This is a genomic window from Gordonia asplenii, from assembly GCF_012933505.1.
Lineage (GTDB): Bacteria > Actinomycetota > Actinomycetes > Mycobacteriales > Mycobacteriaceae > Gordonia > Gordonia asplenii.
The window spans coordinates 1-17,075 of sequence record NZ_JABBNB010000028.1; the positions used below are offsets into that span (position 1 = coordinate 1).

The 17,075-nt window shown below is 66.3% G+C and carries 18 protein-coding genes; 11 read left to right on the forward strand and 7 right to left on the reverse strand.

Annotated features, from left to right (window positions below):
* Positions 1-282 precede the first annotated feature (282 nt).
* Positions 283-1,707, reverse strand: a complete 1,425-nt coding sequence (gene radA / locus HH308_RS21810) for a DNA repair protein RadA (protein WP_170196362.1) — start codon at positions 1,705-1,707, stop codon at positions 283-285.
* A 71-nt stretch (positions 1,708-1,778) separates the two neighbouring features.
* Positions 1,779-2,468, reverse strand: coding sequence for a hypothetical protein (locus tag HH308_RS21815; RefSeq protein ID WP_312870791.1), 690 nt, complete (start codon positions 2,466-2,468; stop codon positions 1,779-1,781).
* A 273-nt stretch (positions 2,469-2,741) separates the two neighbouring features.
* On the opposite strand from HH308_RS21815, the gene HH308_RS21820 reads away from it, so the two are divergent.
* The 9 genes from HH308_RS21820 to HH308_RS21860 all read left to right on the forward strand — a co-directional run bounded on the left by HH308_RS21820 (position 2,742) and on the right by HH308_RS21860 (position 9,998).
* Entirely contained in the window at positions 2,742-3,230 is a 489-nt protein-coding gene (locus tag HH308_RS21820) for a CarD family transcriptional regulator (protein WP_170196363.1), read from the forward strand.
* A gap of 191 nt (positions 3,231-3,421) precedes the next feature.
* A complete protein-coding gene (gene ispD / locus HH308_RS21825) occupies positions 3,422-4,153 on the forward strand; it encodes a 2-C-methyl-D-erythritol 4-phosphate cytidylyltransferase (RefSeq protein ID WP_170196364.1) in 732 nt (243 codons plus the stop codon).
* Positions 4,150-4,614 (forward strand): 2-C-methyl-D-erythritol 2,4-cyclodiphosphate synthase, encoded by a 465-nt coding sequence (ispF, locus tag HH308_RS21830; protein ID WP_170196365.1) that lies wholly within the window; start codon positions 4,150-4,152, stop codon positions 4,612-4,614. Before ispD ends, ispF begins: the two co-directional genes overlap by 4 nt.
* 73 nt (positions 4,615-4,687) lie before the next feature.
* Positions 4,688-6,082, forward strand: a complete 1,395-nt coding sequence (gene cysS / locus HH308_RS21835) for a cysteine--tRNA ligase (RefSeq protein WP_170196366.1) — start codon at positions 4,688-4,690, stop codon at positions 6,080-6,082.
* A gap of 2 nt (positions 6,083-6,084) precedes the next feature.
* Positions 6,085-7,047, forward strand: a complete 963-nt coding sequence (gene rlmB, locus HH308_RS21840) for a 23S rRNA (guanosine(2251)-2'-O)-methyltransferase RlmB (protein WP_170196367.1) — start codon at positions 6,085-6,087, stop codon at positions 7,045-7,047.
* Positions 7,048-7,050: 3 nt separating this feature from the next.
* The gene (locus tag HH308_RS30520) at positions 7,051-8,025 is read left to right on the forward strand and encodes a DUF695 domain-containing protein (RefSeq protein ID WP_170196368.1); all 975 of its coding nucleotides are present in this window, start codon (positions 7,051-7,053) and stop codon (positions 8,023-8,025) included.
* Positions 8,026-8,158: 133 nt separating this feature from the next.
* Positions 8,159-8,287, forward strand: coding sequence for a hypothetical protein (locus tag HH308_RS30265; RefSeq protein WP_281363005.1), 129 nt, complete (start codon positions 8,159-8,161; stop codon positions 8,285-8,287).
* A gap of 192 nt (positions 8,288-8,479) precedes the next feature.
* On the forward strand, positions 8,480-8,977 hold the full coding sequence (locus HH308_RS21855) for a hypothetical protein (protein ID WP_170196370.1): 498 nt from the start codon (positions 8,480-8,482) through the stop codon (positions 8,975-8,977).
* A 169-nt stretch (positions 8,978-9,146) separates the two neighbouring features.
* Positions 9,147-9,998 (forward strand): hypothetical protein, encoded by an 852-nt coding sequence (locus HH308_RS21860; RefSeq protein WP_170196371.1) that lies wholly within the window; start codon positions 9,147-9,149, stop codon positions 9,996-9,998.
* Between the two features lie 204 nt (positions 9,999-10,202).
* Here the strand turns inward: HH308_RS21860 and HH308_RS21865 are convergent, their stop codons facing one another.
* Positions 10,203-10,952 (reverse strand): LamB/YcsF family protein, encoded by a 750-nt coding sequence (locus HH308_RS21865; RefSeq protein WP_246284767.1) that lies wholly within the window; start codon positions 10,950-10,952, stop codon positions 10,203-10,205.
* Positions 10,953-11,000: 48 nt separating this feature from the next.
* On the opposite strand from HH308_RS21865, the gene HH308_RS21870 reads away from it, so the two are divergent.
* Entirely contained in the window at positions 11,001-12,557 is a 1,557-nt protein-coding gene (locus HH308_RS21870) for a carboxylesterase/lipase family protein (RefSeq protein WP_246284768.1), read from the forward strand.
* Between the two features lie 456 nt (positions 12,558-13,013).
* On the opposite strand, the gene HH308_RS21875 is transcribed toward HH308_RS21870, so the two are convergent.
* Positions 13,014-13,547: a DUF2599 domain-containing protein gene (locus tag HH308_RS21875; RefSeq protein WP_246284769.1), complete on the reverse strand. Its 534-nt coding sequence runs from the start codon at positions 13,545-13,547 to the stop codon at positions 13,014-13,016.
* Between the two features lie 45 nt (positions 13,548-13,592).
* Here HH308_RS21875 and HH308_RS21880 point away from each other — a divergent pair, with 45 nt between their 5' ends.
* Entirely contained in the window at positions 13,593-14,387 is a 795-nt protein-coding gene (locus HH308_RS21880) for an alpha/beta fold hydrolase (protein WP_170196373.1), read from the forward strand.
* Between the two features lie 30 nt (positions 14,388-14,417).
* Here HH308_RS21880 and HH308_RS21885 read toward each other — a convergent pair whose 3' ends face one another.
* The 3 genes from HH308_RS21885 to HH308_RS21895 are packed head-to-tail and all read right to left on the reverse strand — an operon-like array spanning position 14,418 to position 17,049.
* Positions 14,418-15,299, reverse strand: a complete 882-nt coding sequence (locus HH308_RS21885; protein ID WP_170196374.1) for a metal ABC transporter permease — start codon at positions 15,297-15,299, stop codon at positions 14,418-14,420.
* On the reverse strand, positions 15,296-16,156 hold the full coding sequence (locus HH308_RS21890; RefSeq protein ID WP_170196375.1) for a metal ABC transporter ATP-binding protein: 861 nt from the start codon (positions 16,154-16,156) through the stop codon (positions 15,296-15,298). Before HH308_RS21890 ends, HH308_RS21885 begins: the two co-directional genes overlap by 4 nt.
* Complete coding sequence (locus tag HH308_RS21895) at positions 16,153-17,049, reverse strand: metal ABC transporter solute-binding protein, Zn/Mn family (protein WP_170196376.1); 897 nt, start codon at positions 17,047-17,049, stop codon at positions 16,153-16,155. Before HH308_RS21895 ends, HH308_RS21890 begins: the two co-directional genes overlap by 4 nt.
* Positions 17,050-17,075: the final 26 nt, after the last annotated feature.

Consider the following 17,075-nt stretch of genomic DNA (forward strand, 5'->3'; position numbering starts at 1 on the left):
TAGGCTCAACCGAGGCTCAACCAGCGCAGGGGGTACCGTCGGTTGATCCGGGCTCGGGGAGCGGTGGGGTGCGGTCGCGAAGGCTCGTTGCCTGGTTGGGTTCTTCGGCTCACCAGACCCCTCGTTACACCGAAGCTCGTGCCTCGCTTCGGCACTCGGGGAGCGGTGGGTGCGGTTACACCGAAGCTCGTGCCTCGCTTCGGCACTCGGGGAGCGGTGTGCGGTTACACCGAAGCTCGTTCCTCGCTTCGGCACTCGGGGAGCGGTGGGGTGATTCGGCTGTCAGAACGGTGCGTCCTGCACCTCCTCGACCTTGGGTCGGCGCGTGTTCCGGCTGCCGAGGGCGGCGTCGACCGCCTCGGCGAGATGGCTCACTCGGCGGATCGAGATCCCTTTGGGCACTTCGTCGTTCGGCGTCCCAGCGGGGATGACCGCGTGGTGGAAGCCCAGGCGCTTCGCCTCGGCCAGCCGTTTGCCGATTCCGGCGACCCGACGTACCTCGGCGGCGAGGCCCAGCTCGCCGATGATGACGGTGTGCGGGGAGATCATTCGCTTGCTGTGGTCGGATACGACGGCGAGGGCGATCGCCAGATCCGCCGCCGGCTCGGTGACTCGCATGCCGCCGACGGTCGACGTGTAGACCTCGTGCTGGCTCAGCTCCTTGACTTGCAGCCGCGCTTGGATGACCGCCAAAACCATCGCGACCCTTGATGAATCGAGACCCGACACCGCGCGGCGCGGGTTGTGCATATCGGTCTTGTTGACCAGCGCCTGCACCTCGCCGACGAGCGCGCGCTTGCCGTCCATCGTCACCAGGGTCGCCGATCCCTCGGCCGAACGGTCGCGGTGCTGCACGAAGATCCCCGACGGGTCGGCGACCTCGTGGATGCCGTCCTCGCGCTGCTCGAAACAGCCCACCTCGTCGGCAGCGCCGAATCGGTTCTTGATGCCGCGCACCATCCGCAGGCTCGAATGCTTATCACCCTCGAACGACAGCACGACGTCGACGAGATGCTCCAGCGACCGCGGCCCGGCGACGTTGCCGTCCTTGGTGACGTGTCCGACGAGGATCACCGCGATGCCGTTGTTCTTCGCGAGGGACACCAATGCCGTTGTGACGGCGCGGATCTGGGTCACGCCGCCGGTGACGCCGTCCACGTCGGCGGCGACCATCGTCTGCACGGAGTCGACGATGAGCAGCGTCGGCGACACTTCCAGGACGTGTCCGAGGACGGTGGACAGGTCGGATTCGGCTGCGAGAAAGACGTTTTCGTGTACCGCACCGGTACGCTCAGCGCGCAGCCGGACCTGCCCGGCAGACTCCTCACCGGTCACATATAGGGCCGTCTTGCCTTGCCGCGCCCACTGTTTGACCGCTTCGAGGAGCAGCGTCGACTTTCCGACGCCGGGCTCGCCCGCGAGCAGAATCACCGAACCGGGTACGACGCCGCGGCCGAGCACGCGGTCGAGTTCGCCGATTCCGGTCGGGAAGGCCGCCGAGGTCTGCGGATCGATCTCGGTGAGCCGTTTGGCCGGGCTCGACGGTGCGACGACGCCGGTCGAGCGGCCCTTGACCGCTGCGGTCGAGGCGACGACGCTCACCTCGTCGACGGTGCCCCATTCGCCGCACTCGGTGCAGCGGCCCACCCATTTGGGCGGTTGGTTGCCGCAGGCGGTGCAGCGAAAGGTCGTCCGGGGTTTGGCCATGTCCGACAGCGTAAGACGCCCCACCGACAAGACGTGTCGATGGGGCGTGACGACGCGGTGCGTCGGTTGCGCTAGTGGGTGTCCTCGGGCGCCTCGGCCTCTCGCGGAACGTCCTGACGTTCCAGGTAGGGACCGGCGTCGACGGGCGTGTCCACCGTGACGGTGTCGGTCAGCACACCGGCCACCTCGGCCTTGAAGGGGCCGAAGTCGTCCTTGTGGACCACCGAGGCCACCGAGAAGGTGAAGTGGAGCTTGGTCGTCAGGCCCGCGGCAACGGTCTTGCCCGCGTTGTCGAGGGTGACGACGAGGCGTTTGGGTGTGTTGGTGTCCTTGGTGCCGGTGGCCGTCTTGGCTTCGTCGGTGAGCAGTCCGACCGGAGAACCGGCCCGCAGCACGCCGTTCGGTGCGACGATGCGGTCACCGATCGGGTTCACGATCGTGACGTCACCTTTGGGCGCGGTGATCTTGTCGAGGCGGTAGTAATTGTCCGGGCTGTTATTGCTGATCACGAAGACGATCGTGAACGGACCGCCGTTGCCGAAGACCTCACCGGCCTTCTTCTCGGGGTAGAGGATCTGCACGTCGCGCAGAGCGAGCGCGCCGAAGTTCATCGCGGCGCCGTTGACGGCGGCGGCCTGGTTCGCGCTCTGAGAAACCTGCCCGGCGCCGCATCCGGTGCTGCTCAGCGCAACTCCGATACCAACGGCCGCGATCGCGAACGCCGACGTGAGCCGACGCTTGGAGTGAGTATGCACGGACACCGTTCCTCCCAGTGTGCGAAAAAAGTCTTGATGACAACCTGCACTACGCAGCGTAGTGGGCGGTCCGGGCGTATGTCTGCCCGGGTCGCAAGATTGGTGATGCCAGCGGTGCGGACATGGCGGCCGTGGTGGCCTGCGCCACAGACTACTACGATCCGTAGCAGTGCCCTGGCCAGCGGCGAAGCCCCCAACTAGTCCTGTGACCTGCACCGTTGGTTCAGGGGAGTCAGACGCCCGTGTTAGACTGGGTTTACTCGAAAGGGGCACGGAACATTGAATTTCAAAGTTGGCGACACCGTTGTCTACCCGCATCACGGTGCTGCTCGGGTTGAGGACATCGTCACCCGGACCATCAAGGGTGAAGCTGTCGAATACCTCGTCCTGAAGGTTCAGGACGGTGACATGACTGTTCAGATCCCTTCGTCGAAGCTTGAATACGTCGGTGTTCGCGACGTCGTGGGCGAAGAAGGACTCGACCAGGTCTTCCAGGTTCTGCGGGCTCCGCATACCGAAGAGCCGACCAACTGGGCGCGCCGGTTCAAGGCCAACCAGGAGAAGTTGATGTCCGGCGACATCATCAAGGTTGCCGAGATCGTTCGCGACCTTTGGCGCCGTGACCAGGACCGCGGCCTGTCCGCGGGCGAGAAGCGCATGCTGACCCACGCGCGTCGGGTGCTCGTGGACGAGCTGTCACTTGCTCAGAACACCGACGACGAGAAGGCGACCATCATTCTCGACGAGGTGCTCGCCGCGGCGTCCTGACGTCGGCGACAAACTTCACACGGCTTGCGGGCCTAGGGCTCTGGCCATCCCGCCCGGCGAAATAGGCGCATGCGCTCCTCGCCGGGCGGTCTGATGCAACGGGGGTTTTGCGCCGCGTGAACGTCCACTATCTGCCCGGTGTGCGGCGAGCTGATAACTCGGGCTCGACGGGAGCTCGTCCGTCGGGGGCTTTGAAGCCGACGGGACGTCCGTCGGGCCCCACCGCGGTCATCGTCGTCGCCGCGGGTTCCGGTCAACGACTCGGCGAGTCGGTGCCTAAGGCCTTCGTCAAGCTCGACGATCGCACAATTCTTCAACACGCTGTCGCGCGGACCGCGAAATTACCTGCTGTCGACGTCGTGGTGGTCGTGGTTCCCGCCGATCTGGTGGCGCGGGCGCGGCTGGATCTGATGTTCGCGCGGCCCCGCGTCTCGGTGACCGCGGGCGGCGCCGAGCGCACCGACTCGGTCCGGGCCGGCATCGACCACGTGCTCGCACTCGCCCCCGATGCCAAGGCCATACTCGTCCACGACGCCGCACGCCCACTCACTCCGGCGTCGGTATTCGATCGGATCATCGTGGCCGTATCCGGCGGCTGCGACGCCGTGGTGCCGGCGCTGCCGGTGGTCGACACCCTCAAGCGGGTCGCCACGGATGCCGGACAGACGACCGTCGAGGCGACCGTCGATCGAGAAACGCTGCGGGCAATCCAGACACCGCAGGGTTTCAGCGTCGACGCACTGACACGCGCCTATCACGCCGCGTCGGGCCTCGCCACCGACGATGCCGGGCTGGTCGAACGATGCGGCATCCCGGTGCACGTCGTCGACGGTGACGCTCTCGCATTCAAGATCACGACACCGTGGGATCTGCGGATCGCGCGCGGCGTCGTCGCCGAATCAGGACCCGAGGAGCTGCCGTGAGAGTCGGAATCGGAACCGATGCGCACCCGGTCGAAGCGGGTGCCGACTGCTGGATGGTCGGGCTCTACTTCCCCGACGACGACGGTTGTGCGGGCCACTCGGACGGCGACGTCGGGGCGCATGCGCTGTGCGACGCCGTGCTCTCGGCCGCCGGACTCGGCGACGTCGGGGCAGTGTTCGGCACGGGACGTCCGGAATGGGCGGGCGTATCCGGCGTGGCGATGCTTCAACACGTCGCAGCGCTGGTGGCCGCGAAGGGGCTGACGGTGGCCAACGGCGCGGTGCAGGTCATCGGCAACCGACCGAAGATCGGGCCGCGTCGTATCGAAGCCCAGGAGGCGTTGTCGAAGGCGCTGGGTGCTCCGGTGTCGGTGTCGGCGACGACTACCGACGGACTCGGCATGACCGGTCGGGGCGAGGGGATCGCGGCGGTCGCGACCGCGCTCGTCGTCGACGGCTGACTACCCGAATCGGTTCGACGCAAACGCGCCCAGTCGCCTGATCGGCGACCTCTGCCGGGTAACATGGCACGTCGTGACCCTTCGCCTGTATGACACCGCAGCCCGTGAGGTGCGTGACTTCTCCCCGTTGCGCCCCGGCCACGTCTCGGTGTACCTATGCGGCGCAACGGTTCAGGGTGTTCCGCATATCGGTCACGTCCGCAGCGGCATCGCCTTCGACGTGCTTCGACGCTGGCTGGCCTACCTCGGCAATGATGTGCTCTTCGTGCGCAACGTCACCGACATCGACGACAAGATCCTGCGCAAGGCGGCCGACGCCGGACGCCCCTGGTGGGAATGGGCGGCAACGCACGAGCGTGCGTTCAACTCCGCCTACGACGCGCTCGGCGTGCTGCCGCCGTCGGCGGAGCCCCGGGCCACCGGATTCGTCACGCAGATGGTCACCTACATGCAGCGGCTCATCGACCGTGGGCACGCCTACGCCGCCGACGGCAACGTCTACTTCGATGTGCTGAGCTTCCCCGACTACGGTCAACTGTCCGGGCACAAACTCGACGACGTCCACCAGGGCGAGAGCGCGGGTACCGGCAAGCGGGATCCGCGTGACTTCACCCTGTGGAAGGCGGCCAAACAAGGCGAGCCGTCCTGGCCGACGCCGTGGGGCGACGGTCGGCCCGGCTGGCATCTCGAATGCTCGGCGATGGCCACCGGCTTACTCGGTCCGGAGTTCGACATCCATTGCGGCGGAATGGATCTGGTGTTTCCGCACCATGAGAACGAGATCGCGCAGAGTGAAGCCGCCGGGGACCCGTTCGCGCGGTACTGGCTGCACAACGGCTGGGTCACCATGAGCGGCGAGAAGATGAGCAAATCGCTCGGCAACGTCGTGGCGATTCCGGAGATGCTCAAGCGGGTGCGGCCGGTCGAACTGCGGTACTACCTCGGCAGTGCGCACTACCGGTCGATGCTGGAGTATTCCGAAGCCGCCCTGCATGAAGCGGCCGCCGGCTATCGCCGCGTGGAATCCTTTGTGCAGCGAGTGAATTCGCGGGCCGGGGCGGTGATCGCCGGTGAGGTAACCGATGAGTTCGCCGCCGCCCTGAACGACGACCTCGGCGTGCCTGCCGCGCTCGCCGTCATCCATAACGTTGTGCGGCAAGGGAATTCGGCGCTGGAATCCGGGCAGGCCACCGAGGCCGTGCGCGCGGCGTCGGCGGTGCGGGCGATGATGGGAATCCTCGGCGTCGACCCCCTCGATCCACACTGGGGCGGCCACACCGCCCACGATGAAGCCGCGACGCATGCGCTCGACGTCCTCGTCGGCGCGGAACTCGACCGTCGGACGCGTGCGCGTGCCGACAAAGACTGGCCCACCGCGGACGCCGTGCGAGATCGCTTGGCGAACGCGGGTATTGAGGTCACCGATACCCCCGACGGCGCCCAATGGGCGCTGAAGGGCAAGGAGTAGACATGGCCGGAAATTCTCGGCGCAAGGGTGCGATCCGCAAGACGGGTACCAAGAAGGGACAGGTCGCCGGGTCCGGCGGCCAGCGTCGTCGCGGCCTCGAAGCACGCGGCGCGACACCGAAAGCCGTCGACCGCCCGTACCACGCCGCCCACAAGAAGGCGCGGGCGGCGGCGAAGTCCGCTGCCGGACGCCCGCAGCGGAACCGGCGCGACGACGACGCCTTCGAGTATGTGCTCGGACGCAACCCCGTCGTCGAGTGTCTGAGGGCGAAAGTGCCTGCGACAGCACTGTATCTGGTGACGACCATCGAGCCCGACGAGCGCGTCACCGAGGCGGTGAAGATCGCGGGTGACCGCGGCATCGCCATTCTCGAGGTGTCCAAACCCGAGCTGGACCGGCAGTCGACGAATGGAATGCACCAGGGCATCGCGCTGCAGGTGCCGCCGTACCAGTACGCACATCCCGAGGACGTGATGCGCGATGCCGTGGCGAGTGGCGAACCGCCGTTGCTCGTCGCGCTCGACAACATCACCGACCCCCGCAACCTGGGCGCGGTCATTCGCTCGGTCGCAGCGTTCGGCGGTCACGGCGTGCTGATCCCGCAGCGTCGAAGCGCGAGCGTCAGCGCCGTCGCTTGGCGGACCAGCGCGGGTGCCGCGGCCCGGCTGCCCGTCGCGCAGGCGCCGAATCTCACTCGGACACTGAAGGATTGGGCGGCCAACGGCACCCAGATCGTCGGTCTCGACGCCGGCGGCGACGTGACCCTCGACGACTACGACGGCACCGGTGGCACCGTGATCGTGGTCGGCTCGGAAGGTAAGGGACTATCGCGATTGGTCCGCGAGACCTGCGACTCGATCCTGTCGATTCCGATGGCGGGCGACTTCGAAAGCCTCAACGCATCGGTGGCCGCGGGTGTGGTGCTGGCGGAGTTCGCGCGGCAGCGGCGAGGCTGGGGAGCCTGAGAGGTGGCTGACCCGGAGACCGAATTCTGGGTGTGGTGGACGCAGCGCGGACAGGCGGCGTCGCAAACAGCCCTGGCGACAGGGGATTTCGATGATCTGCTGCCGGAGCTCACCGCGCGGATCGAGCGGATCGATCGCGACTTGGCATGGGAGTTCGGGCCGGGCGACGATGCTGAGCACCGGCTGACGGTCACCGGTGGCGGACGGCCGCGGCCGCGAGCCGCCGCGCAGCGCTGGTTCGATTGTGCGCCGGAGTCATCGGCTTTCGAGTTCGCCCCGGCCAAGAGTGCCGACCCGTCGGCATTCGGGCACGAGTTGGCGATCGACGGTATAGCGGTGTCGTTGTCGCAGAGTCGTTTTCGTATCTTCGTCGACGAGGAGCACTGGCTGATCCAGGTCGGCGTCTACCATCCCGCGTTCAGGCGGCTCGACGGTGAACACGTGAACTCGGTGACATTCTTGATGCTCGACTGGCTCCTCGGTGAGGACGGCGTCGAACGGTGGGTCGCGGGGGTGGAATCGTTGACCGACAACCCCACTGACGGCGTCGACGCCGCGTCGGTGGTCGAGATCGTGAACTCGCTGGCGGCTCGTGCCCCGGTGAATGAGTGGGTGCTGTTATCGGCTCAGACGCCGGACGGCCCGCTCGTGGTGAACGTGCGTCGACCGTTTTCGTGGTTGGACGACCCGTTGGCGACGCAGGCGGTCGTCGCCGTGCGTGACTACCCCGCGCGCGAGGACGGTCTGCCGGGCGACGGGGTATTCGAGCAGTTGGTCTCGGCTGAGGACGCATTGCAGGCACAGGTGCCGGATGACGCGTTTGTGGCATCGGTGACCGGGATGGCGCAACGGCGTCTGCACCTCTTTCTGCGGCCGGACGCCGACCTGTCGGCGATCGAGGCCTGGGCGCGTGCTTGCGGAGCACAGTTAGACATATTCGACGACCCCGGTTGGACGTGCGTGCGCGATTTCCGGTAGGAGACCGGGCACACTTCGATCGGCGGGGCCTTCGACACCGGAGACGAGGACTATCTGGAGATTGATCGGTGTTCAGCGATCATTTCTGCCGTGGCAACCGTCGCTGCGCTGGTGCCCGGTGGACCGCCGGTCGATGAGTCGTACGGGCCGCAGACGTTGGGCGACGGGAACCGAATGGTCGGATCTCTGGGACGAGGTCGACGGGCGCGTCGAGGCACTGACGACGTTGAAGCCGTTGATGCCAGCGCTGTCGGCGGAGTAGTCGCAGCTCGGCTGCTGCGGCCTGCGGTGATGAATCGCACCCTGCGGCCGATTTGTCGCACTGTGAACTCGGTATGCGGTCTAGTGGCCAGTCGGGTAACGCGTCCGCCGCGCGGTCGAAGTAGGAATGATGGCGTATATTACTGTGCGCGGGGGCGAGCGCCTTCGTGCTATATCTCGGGGAGGAACGAAGTTGACGGATCAATTACCGCAGACCGGAGTACCGCAGGGGAAAACGCAGCAGGCTCCCAGCGGCGAGCAGGGCAATCCCTTCGCCGGATTCTCTATCGGTGCCGTTATCGCGCTCGTGGGTGCGATTCTTGCGCTGGCATCGTATCCGCTGGTATGGTATATAGCCAAAGACGACAACGACGCAACGATCAACGGGTTCGGATCGACGCATAGCACGGCCAGTACTGAGGTGACATTCGAGTCGTCGAAGATTCACTGGGCGGTATTGGCCGCGGGCATCGGGATGCTGATCGTAGTTGTCGCACGATTTATTGGTAGATACAGCGCCGAGTGGGTACGTCCGACATTCATCATCCCGGTAATCGGTGTCGCAGGTGCAATTGTGAGTGCAGTGTTCGTTGACGGTGCTTTCAAGCTTGGTATTGGAGTGTATCTCGCAATCGTCGGCTCTCTTCTGATGCTGGCTGGCGGCGTCATTATCGCATCGTTGAAGAAGTGACGGTCGCATCATGAACTCATATCGTGCGAGGTCGTTGATCGCAGCGGGCGCCGTCGTTGCTTGTGCGCTGGGACTATCGGGCTGTGGGGGCGGTGGAGACTCGGCCAAGACATCGACCGCGGCAGCCGGACTCACCGGCTCCGACTGTGCAATTGCACTGGGCTCAGGGATGGAGATCGCCGAACGTCTCGGCAACTATGCTGCCACCGGAAACGAATCTGACTTGAAGATCCCTGCGGAAGATCTTGCAATGACAGTGACTCCGCATTACGGGAGTGCCGCCCTCGGGAAACTCGCCGCTGACTCCGAAACAGCAAATAAGGCCTGGAATTCGGCGATCGATTCGAAGAATTCTGCCGAGGAAAAGCGCTTGTTGGCGTCCCAGAAGACGACCTTCAAGTCGATGATCGACCTGTGCCGCGGTGTGGACAGCGGCACGCCGATAAGCACCTACGAATCCTACCTCTCGACGTTTGACAACGGCATAGTCAAACCCCAGAACCCGCTGGTCACTTCGTCGACCACACCCAAGGCGATTGTCCTGACACCGGTCGGCACAGTTCTGAAGGTCGGCGACGCCGCGACTCTGGAGTTCGCCAACGGTGGTGAGACGGGTAAATTCAAATATACGGTCACGGCAATCGATCAAGCGAGTGCTTCCGACTTGACGGAATTCAACTCGGACGACCTGAAAAAGATCGGTCGGGTATTCCTGGTGCGCGCCGAAGTTCAGCCGGAATACACGGACATCACCACCGACATCGACAAGTATCCGGCAGTCGACTACATCGATCCTCAATACTTGGCGACGTCATCCGACGGAAGTGCGGCGAGCCAACTGATCACCTTCGGCTCAGTCAAGGCCTGCGGCAATGAGCCTGGCGCTGCCGACAAGCCGCGGAAGCTGTGTGCGCTCATCGGAACGACCAGCAAGACGGCCGCGATTACCGAAGTCGGACTGCGTTCGCTCACCCCGGAGGGAACGCTCCCCGATACCGCGCTCTACTCCTGGAAGAAGTAGCGCCCCAGTAGGCCTGCGGCGCTGGGGTAGACGACCCCAGACACGACGCCCGCCCCGCGGTCACCCAACTCTGTGGCCGCGGGTGGCGTCGGTTGATCGTCGCCGTCGGATGTTTGTTCGCGGCGGACGGCTGCAGTCAAGGGTGTCGGCAACGACGGCGATCACCGTCGCAGTCTCGGTGGATATGGTGCGGGCACTCGGGCGTCAGGCCTGGGCCGGCGCGCGAACTTCGACACCCGCGTCAGCGAGCGCGCGCCGCACCGCGTGTGCGTGCGCGACGGCGCCCGGTGTGTCGCCGTGCAGGCAGATCGATTGTGCCGCAACGTCTATCGTCGATCCGTCGACGGCGACGACGGTGCCGGTGGTGACCATCTGCACCACTCGTGCGGCGACGTCGGTGCTGTCGGTGACCAAGGCTCCCGGTTCGGTGCGCGCAACCAGCGTGCCGTCCGGGCGGTACCCGCGATCGGCGAACGCCTCGGTGATCGTCGGCAGGCCGGCGGCGGCGGCGTCGTGCAGGACCTGCGAGCCCGGCAGCCCCATGACCGCCAACCCGGCGTCGACGCTGCGCACCGCCTCGACGACGGCGGCTGCCTGTCGCTCGTGGTGGACCACGGTGTTGTAGAGGGCACCGTGCGGTTTGACGTAGGTCACCGCAGACCCGGCGGCGTGAGCGAGCGCAGACAGCGCACCGATCTGGTAGACGACGTCGGCGACGAGGTCGTCGAAGGCCATGTCGATGAAGCGTCGGCCGAAACCGGAACGGTCGGGATAGGAGACCTGGGCGCCGATGCGCACGCCGTTGGCGGCCGCGGCCCGGCACGTGGCGGCCAACACAGTCGGGTTGCCGGCGTGGAAGCCGCAAGCAATGTTCGCGCTGGTCACGACGGCCAACATCGCCGCGTCGTCGCCGATCTCCTCACCGAGGTCGGCATTGAGATCGATTACAGACATGCCGTTCATCATAGTTCTGGGCACTACCGGTGAGTTATGTTGGTCGATATGACAGCCAACGATGTAAATGTCGTCACCAGCCAGGGCGTGGTGGCCGGCGTGCGCGGCAAACGGACCCGCGCGGGAAGCGTCAGCTGGAGGGGAATTCCGTTCGCCGCGCCGCCGGTGGCGCAGCGTCGATTCGGGGCTCCCGAGCCGGCCGCCAACTGGCCCGGAGTCCGGGCCGCCGACCGATACGGCAAAGCCGAGATTCAGCGCCGTGAGTTCACCGCCGTCGCGCCGGGAAAGTTCTGGCCGATGGGGGAAGACTGCCTGACTCTCAATGTGTTTGCGCCGCAACGCAGATCGTCGTCGCCACGACCGGTGATGCTGTTCATCCACGGTGGTGCCTATCTTCTCGGTACCGCTGCCACCCCGCTCTACGACGGTTCGCTGCTCGCCCGCGACGGCGACGTCATCGTCGTCACGGCGCAATACCGATTCGGGGCGTTCGGGTACCTCGATTTCAGCGCCTACTCGACGCCGGAACGCACGTTCACCAGCAACAACGGCCTCCGCGACCAGGTGGCCGCACTCGAATGGGTGCGCGACAACATCGCCGCCTTCGGTGGTGACCCGACGAATGTGACGGTGTTCGGCGAGAGCGCGGGCGGATCGGCGGTCACCGCGCTGCTGACGGCCCCGGCCGCCGAGGGACTGTTCGCAAGGGCGATCAGCGAGAGCCCGGCACTGGGGCTCGTCGTCGACGCCGAGGAAGCGGCGGTGTTCGCCGACGAATTCCTTCGTCTGTTGGCCGACCCCGACCGTAAGTCGCGGACCATGGAACGTACCGAGGACCCGATCAGCCCGGAAAAGGCGCAGCAGTTGCTCACGCAGGCGTCGGGCCGGGAGATCCACGAGGCCAGCGAACGACTCTCGCGGTTCGCGGTGCGGGCGGGCGCCGATGCGTTCATCCCGTTCGGTCCGGTCATCGACGGCGACTACCTGCCCAAGCGGCCGGTTCACGCGGCCCTCGCCGGGCAGACGCACCGGGTGCCCCTGATCATCGGCACGAACAAGGACGAGGCGAACTTGTTCGCCAAGATGATGAGTGTGCTGCCGGGCGCCGACGAGGCGCTGCTCGGCGTCAAGGATCCCGAGCAGCGGGCCGCACTGATCGCGGTCTACAACGACGGTCACCCGCGGGCGAACATCCGGATGGCAGGCGACGCGATCTTCTGGGGTGCGATGATGCCGTTCGCGGAGGGGCACATGCAGCACTCGCCGACATTCGTCTACCGCTACGACTACGACCCCAAGGTGCTGCGCTGGGTGGGCCTGGGCGCCACCCACGCGACCGAGCTCTTCGCGGTGTTCGGCGCGTTCCGGATGGCGCTCGGCGTCGGGCTGGCCGCCGGTGAGTGGCGCAACACCGCCCGCATCACGCGGCAGGTGCAGCGGCATTGGTCGGTCTTCGCGCGGACCGGTACCCCGGAGAAGCAGTGGCCGCAGTACGACGACGCGTCGCGCAGCGTGATGGTGCTCGACGTGCCACCGCACGTCGAGCGGAATCCGCAGTCGGTGCGTCGCGAAGCGTGGCACAAGTTGCATCAGCTCGTCGGGTAGGACGGTGCGCCGGACAGCTCCCCACGGCTCAACCTGGATCCGCCGGCCGAAGCGCCGCTCTGCTGGTTGAGCCGGTCCGAGCGCTGTGCTGAGCGAGGCGCTAGCCGAGTCGAAGTAGCGCTAGCCGAGTCCGTGTCGAAACCTCTCAGCCACAACGACTTTCGATGATGCGCGCCAATATCGGCGATGACACCCGGCAAGTGAGGCGTGTGCCCCCTACGGGTGCACGCGCCTCGATGTTTGATACCATCACAGTTCGACACGTGCGCCACCATCAAATGCATTGTGGTACAGAGGTTTCGACACGCTCGTCACTTCGACTCGGCTAGCGCCTCGCTCAGTACGGCGCGCTTACGCTCCTCGCTGCTCAACCAGCAGATGCAGTGCCCGGACCGGTGAAACCAGGCTCAACCGAGGCTCAACCAGCGGAGGTGCCCGCCGTCGATCGATCGAGGCTCAATGGGCGGGGCCTTCCTCGGCCCCGCCGGGATTGCACCGCGCGGCGATCATCTGATCGCTGGTGACCACCGGGCGTGACGGCTCCAGATTCCAACTCGCCTTCGTCGGGTCGACGAGGCGGGCGAAAGTCCAGTGGCAGTCGAACTGGGCCTTCATCGTCGGCGTGTTCGCGGTCGGGGCCAGGACGAGCACTTCATGCCACGCCTGCGCCATCGCGGTCTCCGCGCTCGCCTGGCGGCCCGCCGGGGTGGGATAGACCTGCAGGCTCGCGCCGACGTCGGTCTGGGCCCACTGCACATGGTCGATGTACGGCGGCGGCGGGTCCGGAGTGGTGGTCTCGGACGTCTCGGATGCCGGCGGCGTCTCGGGCGTCGGTGTGTCGGGGGACGTCGTCGAAGCCTGGCTGCCGGTCGTCGTGGGTGGCGACGTCGGGGACGTCGGCCCGGGGGAACCGCACGCGACTACCACGACGATCGTCGCGGCCAGGGCGAATGCGGCGCACGCGCGAGATGTTGTCTTTTCGAGTCGCAATCGTTCCCCTCAACCCGGTCGTCATTTGCGAGACTTGAGAACAGTATGGACGCGAACACTGAAGAGACCGTCGACGGCGGTACCTACCTGACCCTGGGACACCGCCGGATCTGGCACTACGACGGAGGTGATCCCGCGGGCAATCCGGTTGTTCTGCTTCACGGCGCGTTCGCCTCGGCGGCGACGTGGGGTGCACAATTCGCCGACTTCGGGGCTGCCGGACTGCGAGTGCTGGCGCCCGAGCGCAGCGGTCACGGCCACAGCCCCGACCACGTCGAACCCTTCAGCTACCTCGACATGGCAGCCGAGACCATCGACTACCTCGAAGCGGTATTGGACCGCCCCGCGCACCTCGTCGGCTGGAGCGACGGAGCCGTCGTCGGGCTGCTGGTCGCGATGACACGGCCGGAACTCGTCGGGCGGATGGTGCTCGTCGGGCAGTATTTCAACCGTTCCGGCGCCAAGGCGGACACGTGGTTCGACGCCGTGCTAGCCCGGGATCCGGCGACGATCAAGATGCTCCGCACCTACTACGACGTCGCGTCGCCCGACGGCCCGGAACATTTCGACACCGTTCTCGACAAGACGATGGCGTTGATCACCGCCGAGCCCGATCTGCCGCTCGACCAGCTCGCGCAGGTGCATAACCCGACGCTGGTGATCCAGGCGGACAACGACGTCGTCGAGCTTGCGCACACGATCGACGTCGTGAACGCGCTGCCGAACGGCCGGTTGGCGGTGCTGCCGGGAACACATATTCTGCCGCTGGAGGCGCCAGAGGTGTTCAATCCGCTGATATTGTCCTATCTTGCTGCGGAGCCGCCGGCGAAGTGGCCGTAGGGTTGTCGCAATGTGGCAGGCATCGACCGCCTATTCCGCAGACTTCTGGAAAGAACGCTGAGTTCGGGTGCGGGCGCGATTGCCGAAGCGGCACACCAGGTAGATCACGAATGAAATGGTCGTCACGAACACCGACACCGGAAGTCCCGGCGCCAACGACAACACCAACCCGCCGACGGCCGCGACTTCGGCGAAGACGATCGAAAGTCCGGTCACCACAGCCGGATTGGAGCTCAACCGGCCGGCCGCGGCGCCCGGCGTGATCATCAACGACATCACCAGCAGCGCCCCGATGATCTGCACGCCCTGAGCGCAGGCCAAACCCATCAGCACCGCGAAGATCATCGACAGCGTCCGCATCGGCACGCCCGCGGCCTGAGCCACCCGCGGGTCGGAACTGGCGAAGAGCAGGGGACGGTAGATGATCGCCATGCCGACCAGCACGACGGCGGCGGTGATGGCGATGGCGGTCAGTCCGCCGGTCCCGACGCTGACGACCTGACCGGTCAACAGTGCGAACCCCGTACCGGTGCGCCCGTATAGCGACATGAACAGCACCGCGAGGCCCAGCCCGAAGGCCATCACCACACCGATCACCGAATCACGTTCGCGCGCACGGTTTCCCAGGAATCCGAACACGACGGCGGCGATCACCGCACCGATCACGCCCCCGACGTTGACGCTCACCCCGACGAACAGCGCGGCCGCAGCACCGGTGATCGACAGTTCGCTGACGCCGTGCACCGCGAACGACATCTGCCGCGCGACGATGATCGGTCCCAGAATGCCGCCGAGCAGCCCGAGCAGCGCGAGCGCCAACATCGATTGCAGCACGAAATCCCGGGAGAGAAGATACGACGTCGCGTCGAGGTTGCCGAACTGACTGAAGTCGGCGGTTGCCAGAGTGGTCATCCGCGGCCGGCCCGATGTACGGCGCGCAGCAGCGTCGCCTGATTGTGCCCCGTCAACGGTTCGCCGGTCAGATCATCGCAGTGGTGCGAGTCTTCGCCGCCGATCACCAACAATCGGTCGCGCACTCGAACCACCTCGATCTCGCGCCCGTACAGCGCCGACAACGTCGCGCTCGTCATGACTTCGTCGGGCGGCCCGACGAGGAATCGCCCCGCCCCAGCGGCGGTGCCGCCGACGAGGTAGAGCACCCGATCGACGTAGGGGAGGATCGGATTGATCTCGTGTGTCACGAACACCACCGCGGTGTCGGCGGTCCGGCGTCGAGCATCGATCAACTCGACCACCAACTGCTGATTGGCGGGGTCCAGACTCGACAGCGGCTCGTCGCAGAGCAGAACTCGCGGATCGCGGGTCAACGCCTGCGCGACGCGCAGCCGCTGCTGCTCGCCGCCGGAGAGCAGGCCGAGCGGCGAGTCGGCGAAGTGTGCGGCCCCGACTTCGGCGAGTGCGGCGTCGACCAGTGTTCGACGCCGGGACCGTCCGCGCCAGCCGATACCCCAGGCGCCGCCGTCGACGCCGAAGCCGACGAGGTCGCGGCCGCGGATGGCCATCGGATCGGCGTCGTCGGCGTGTTGCTGCGGGATGTAGCCGACCGGCCCGACGATGTCGAGGTCACCCGCGGTGAGCGGAATCTGGCGCAGCAGCGCGCGCAGGAACGACGTCTTGCCGGACCCGTTGGGGCCGAGGACGGCGATGAACTCGCCCGGCGCGATGTCGAGGTCGAGCTGGTTCCAGAGCGTTCGGGCTCCGAAGGCCAACCGGCCGTTGCGAATTCTAACGGCTGGAGCGCCGGTCACGCTCCAACCGCTTTGGCGATGGCGTCGATCTGCGCACTCTGCCACGCGACATAGTCGGTGACTCCGTCGGGCAGGGTCTCGGTGAGTCTCACCACTGGCACATTAGCCTTCCCGGCGACGGCGAGGATCGCTTCGGTCACCGAATCGACGGCCTGGGTGTTGTAGAGCAGCGCATGTACGGTGTGGCTGGTCAGCAAGTCCTCGAAAGTCGCGCGGTCGGCGGCCGACGGCGACTGCCCCTCCTCGACGGCCGAGGTGAAGCCGGTGGGCGCGGCGTCGATCAGCCCGGCGTCGGTGAGCAGGTACAGGGCCAGCGGTTCGGTCTGTGCGACTTTGGTTCCGTTGTGGCTCTTCTTGATTCCGGCGAGCCTGCTGCTCAGCCCGTCCAGGGCGGTGGTGAACTTCTGCGCGTTGGCGTGGTAGGCGGCGGCGTTGGCGGCGTCCTTGGCGGCCAGTGCGTCGGCGAGTTTGTCCGCGACGGTCCGCACCACGGTCAAGTTGTAGAAGACGTGCTCGTTGGCGCCTTTGGCGGTACGCACCGCTGCCGGCAACTGTTCGAAGGCGTTGATGACGGTGGCGCCGTTGCCGGTCGGGGCCGTCTCCAGATATTGGTCGTAATGCCCGCCGTTGAGCAGCACGATGCCGGCGTCGGCCACCTTGGCGGTATCGGTCGGCGACGGCTCGAACTCATGCGGGTCCGCGCCCGCGCCGGTGAACAGGGCGGTGACCGTCGCATGGTCGCCCGCCACGGCATGCGCCACCGACCCCCACACATTCGTCGAGGTGACGACGGAGACCTTGCCGTCGTTCGACGCTGATTCGCCGCTGCAAGCGGTGAGGGCGACTGTCGTCGCAGCCAGCAGCCCGGTGATCGCCAAGAGTGTGCGCCGCACAAGTGCCTCCGTCGGTTGATGCTAAT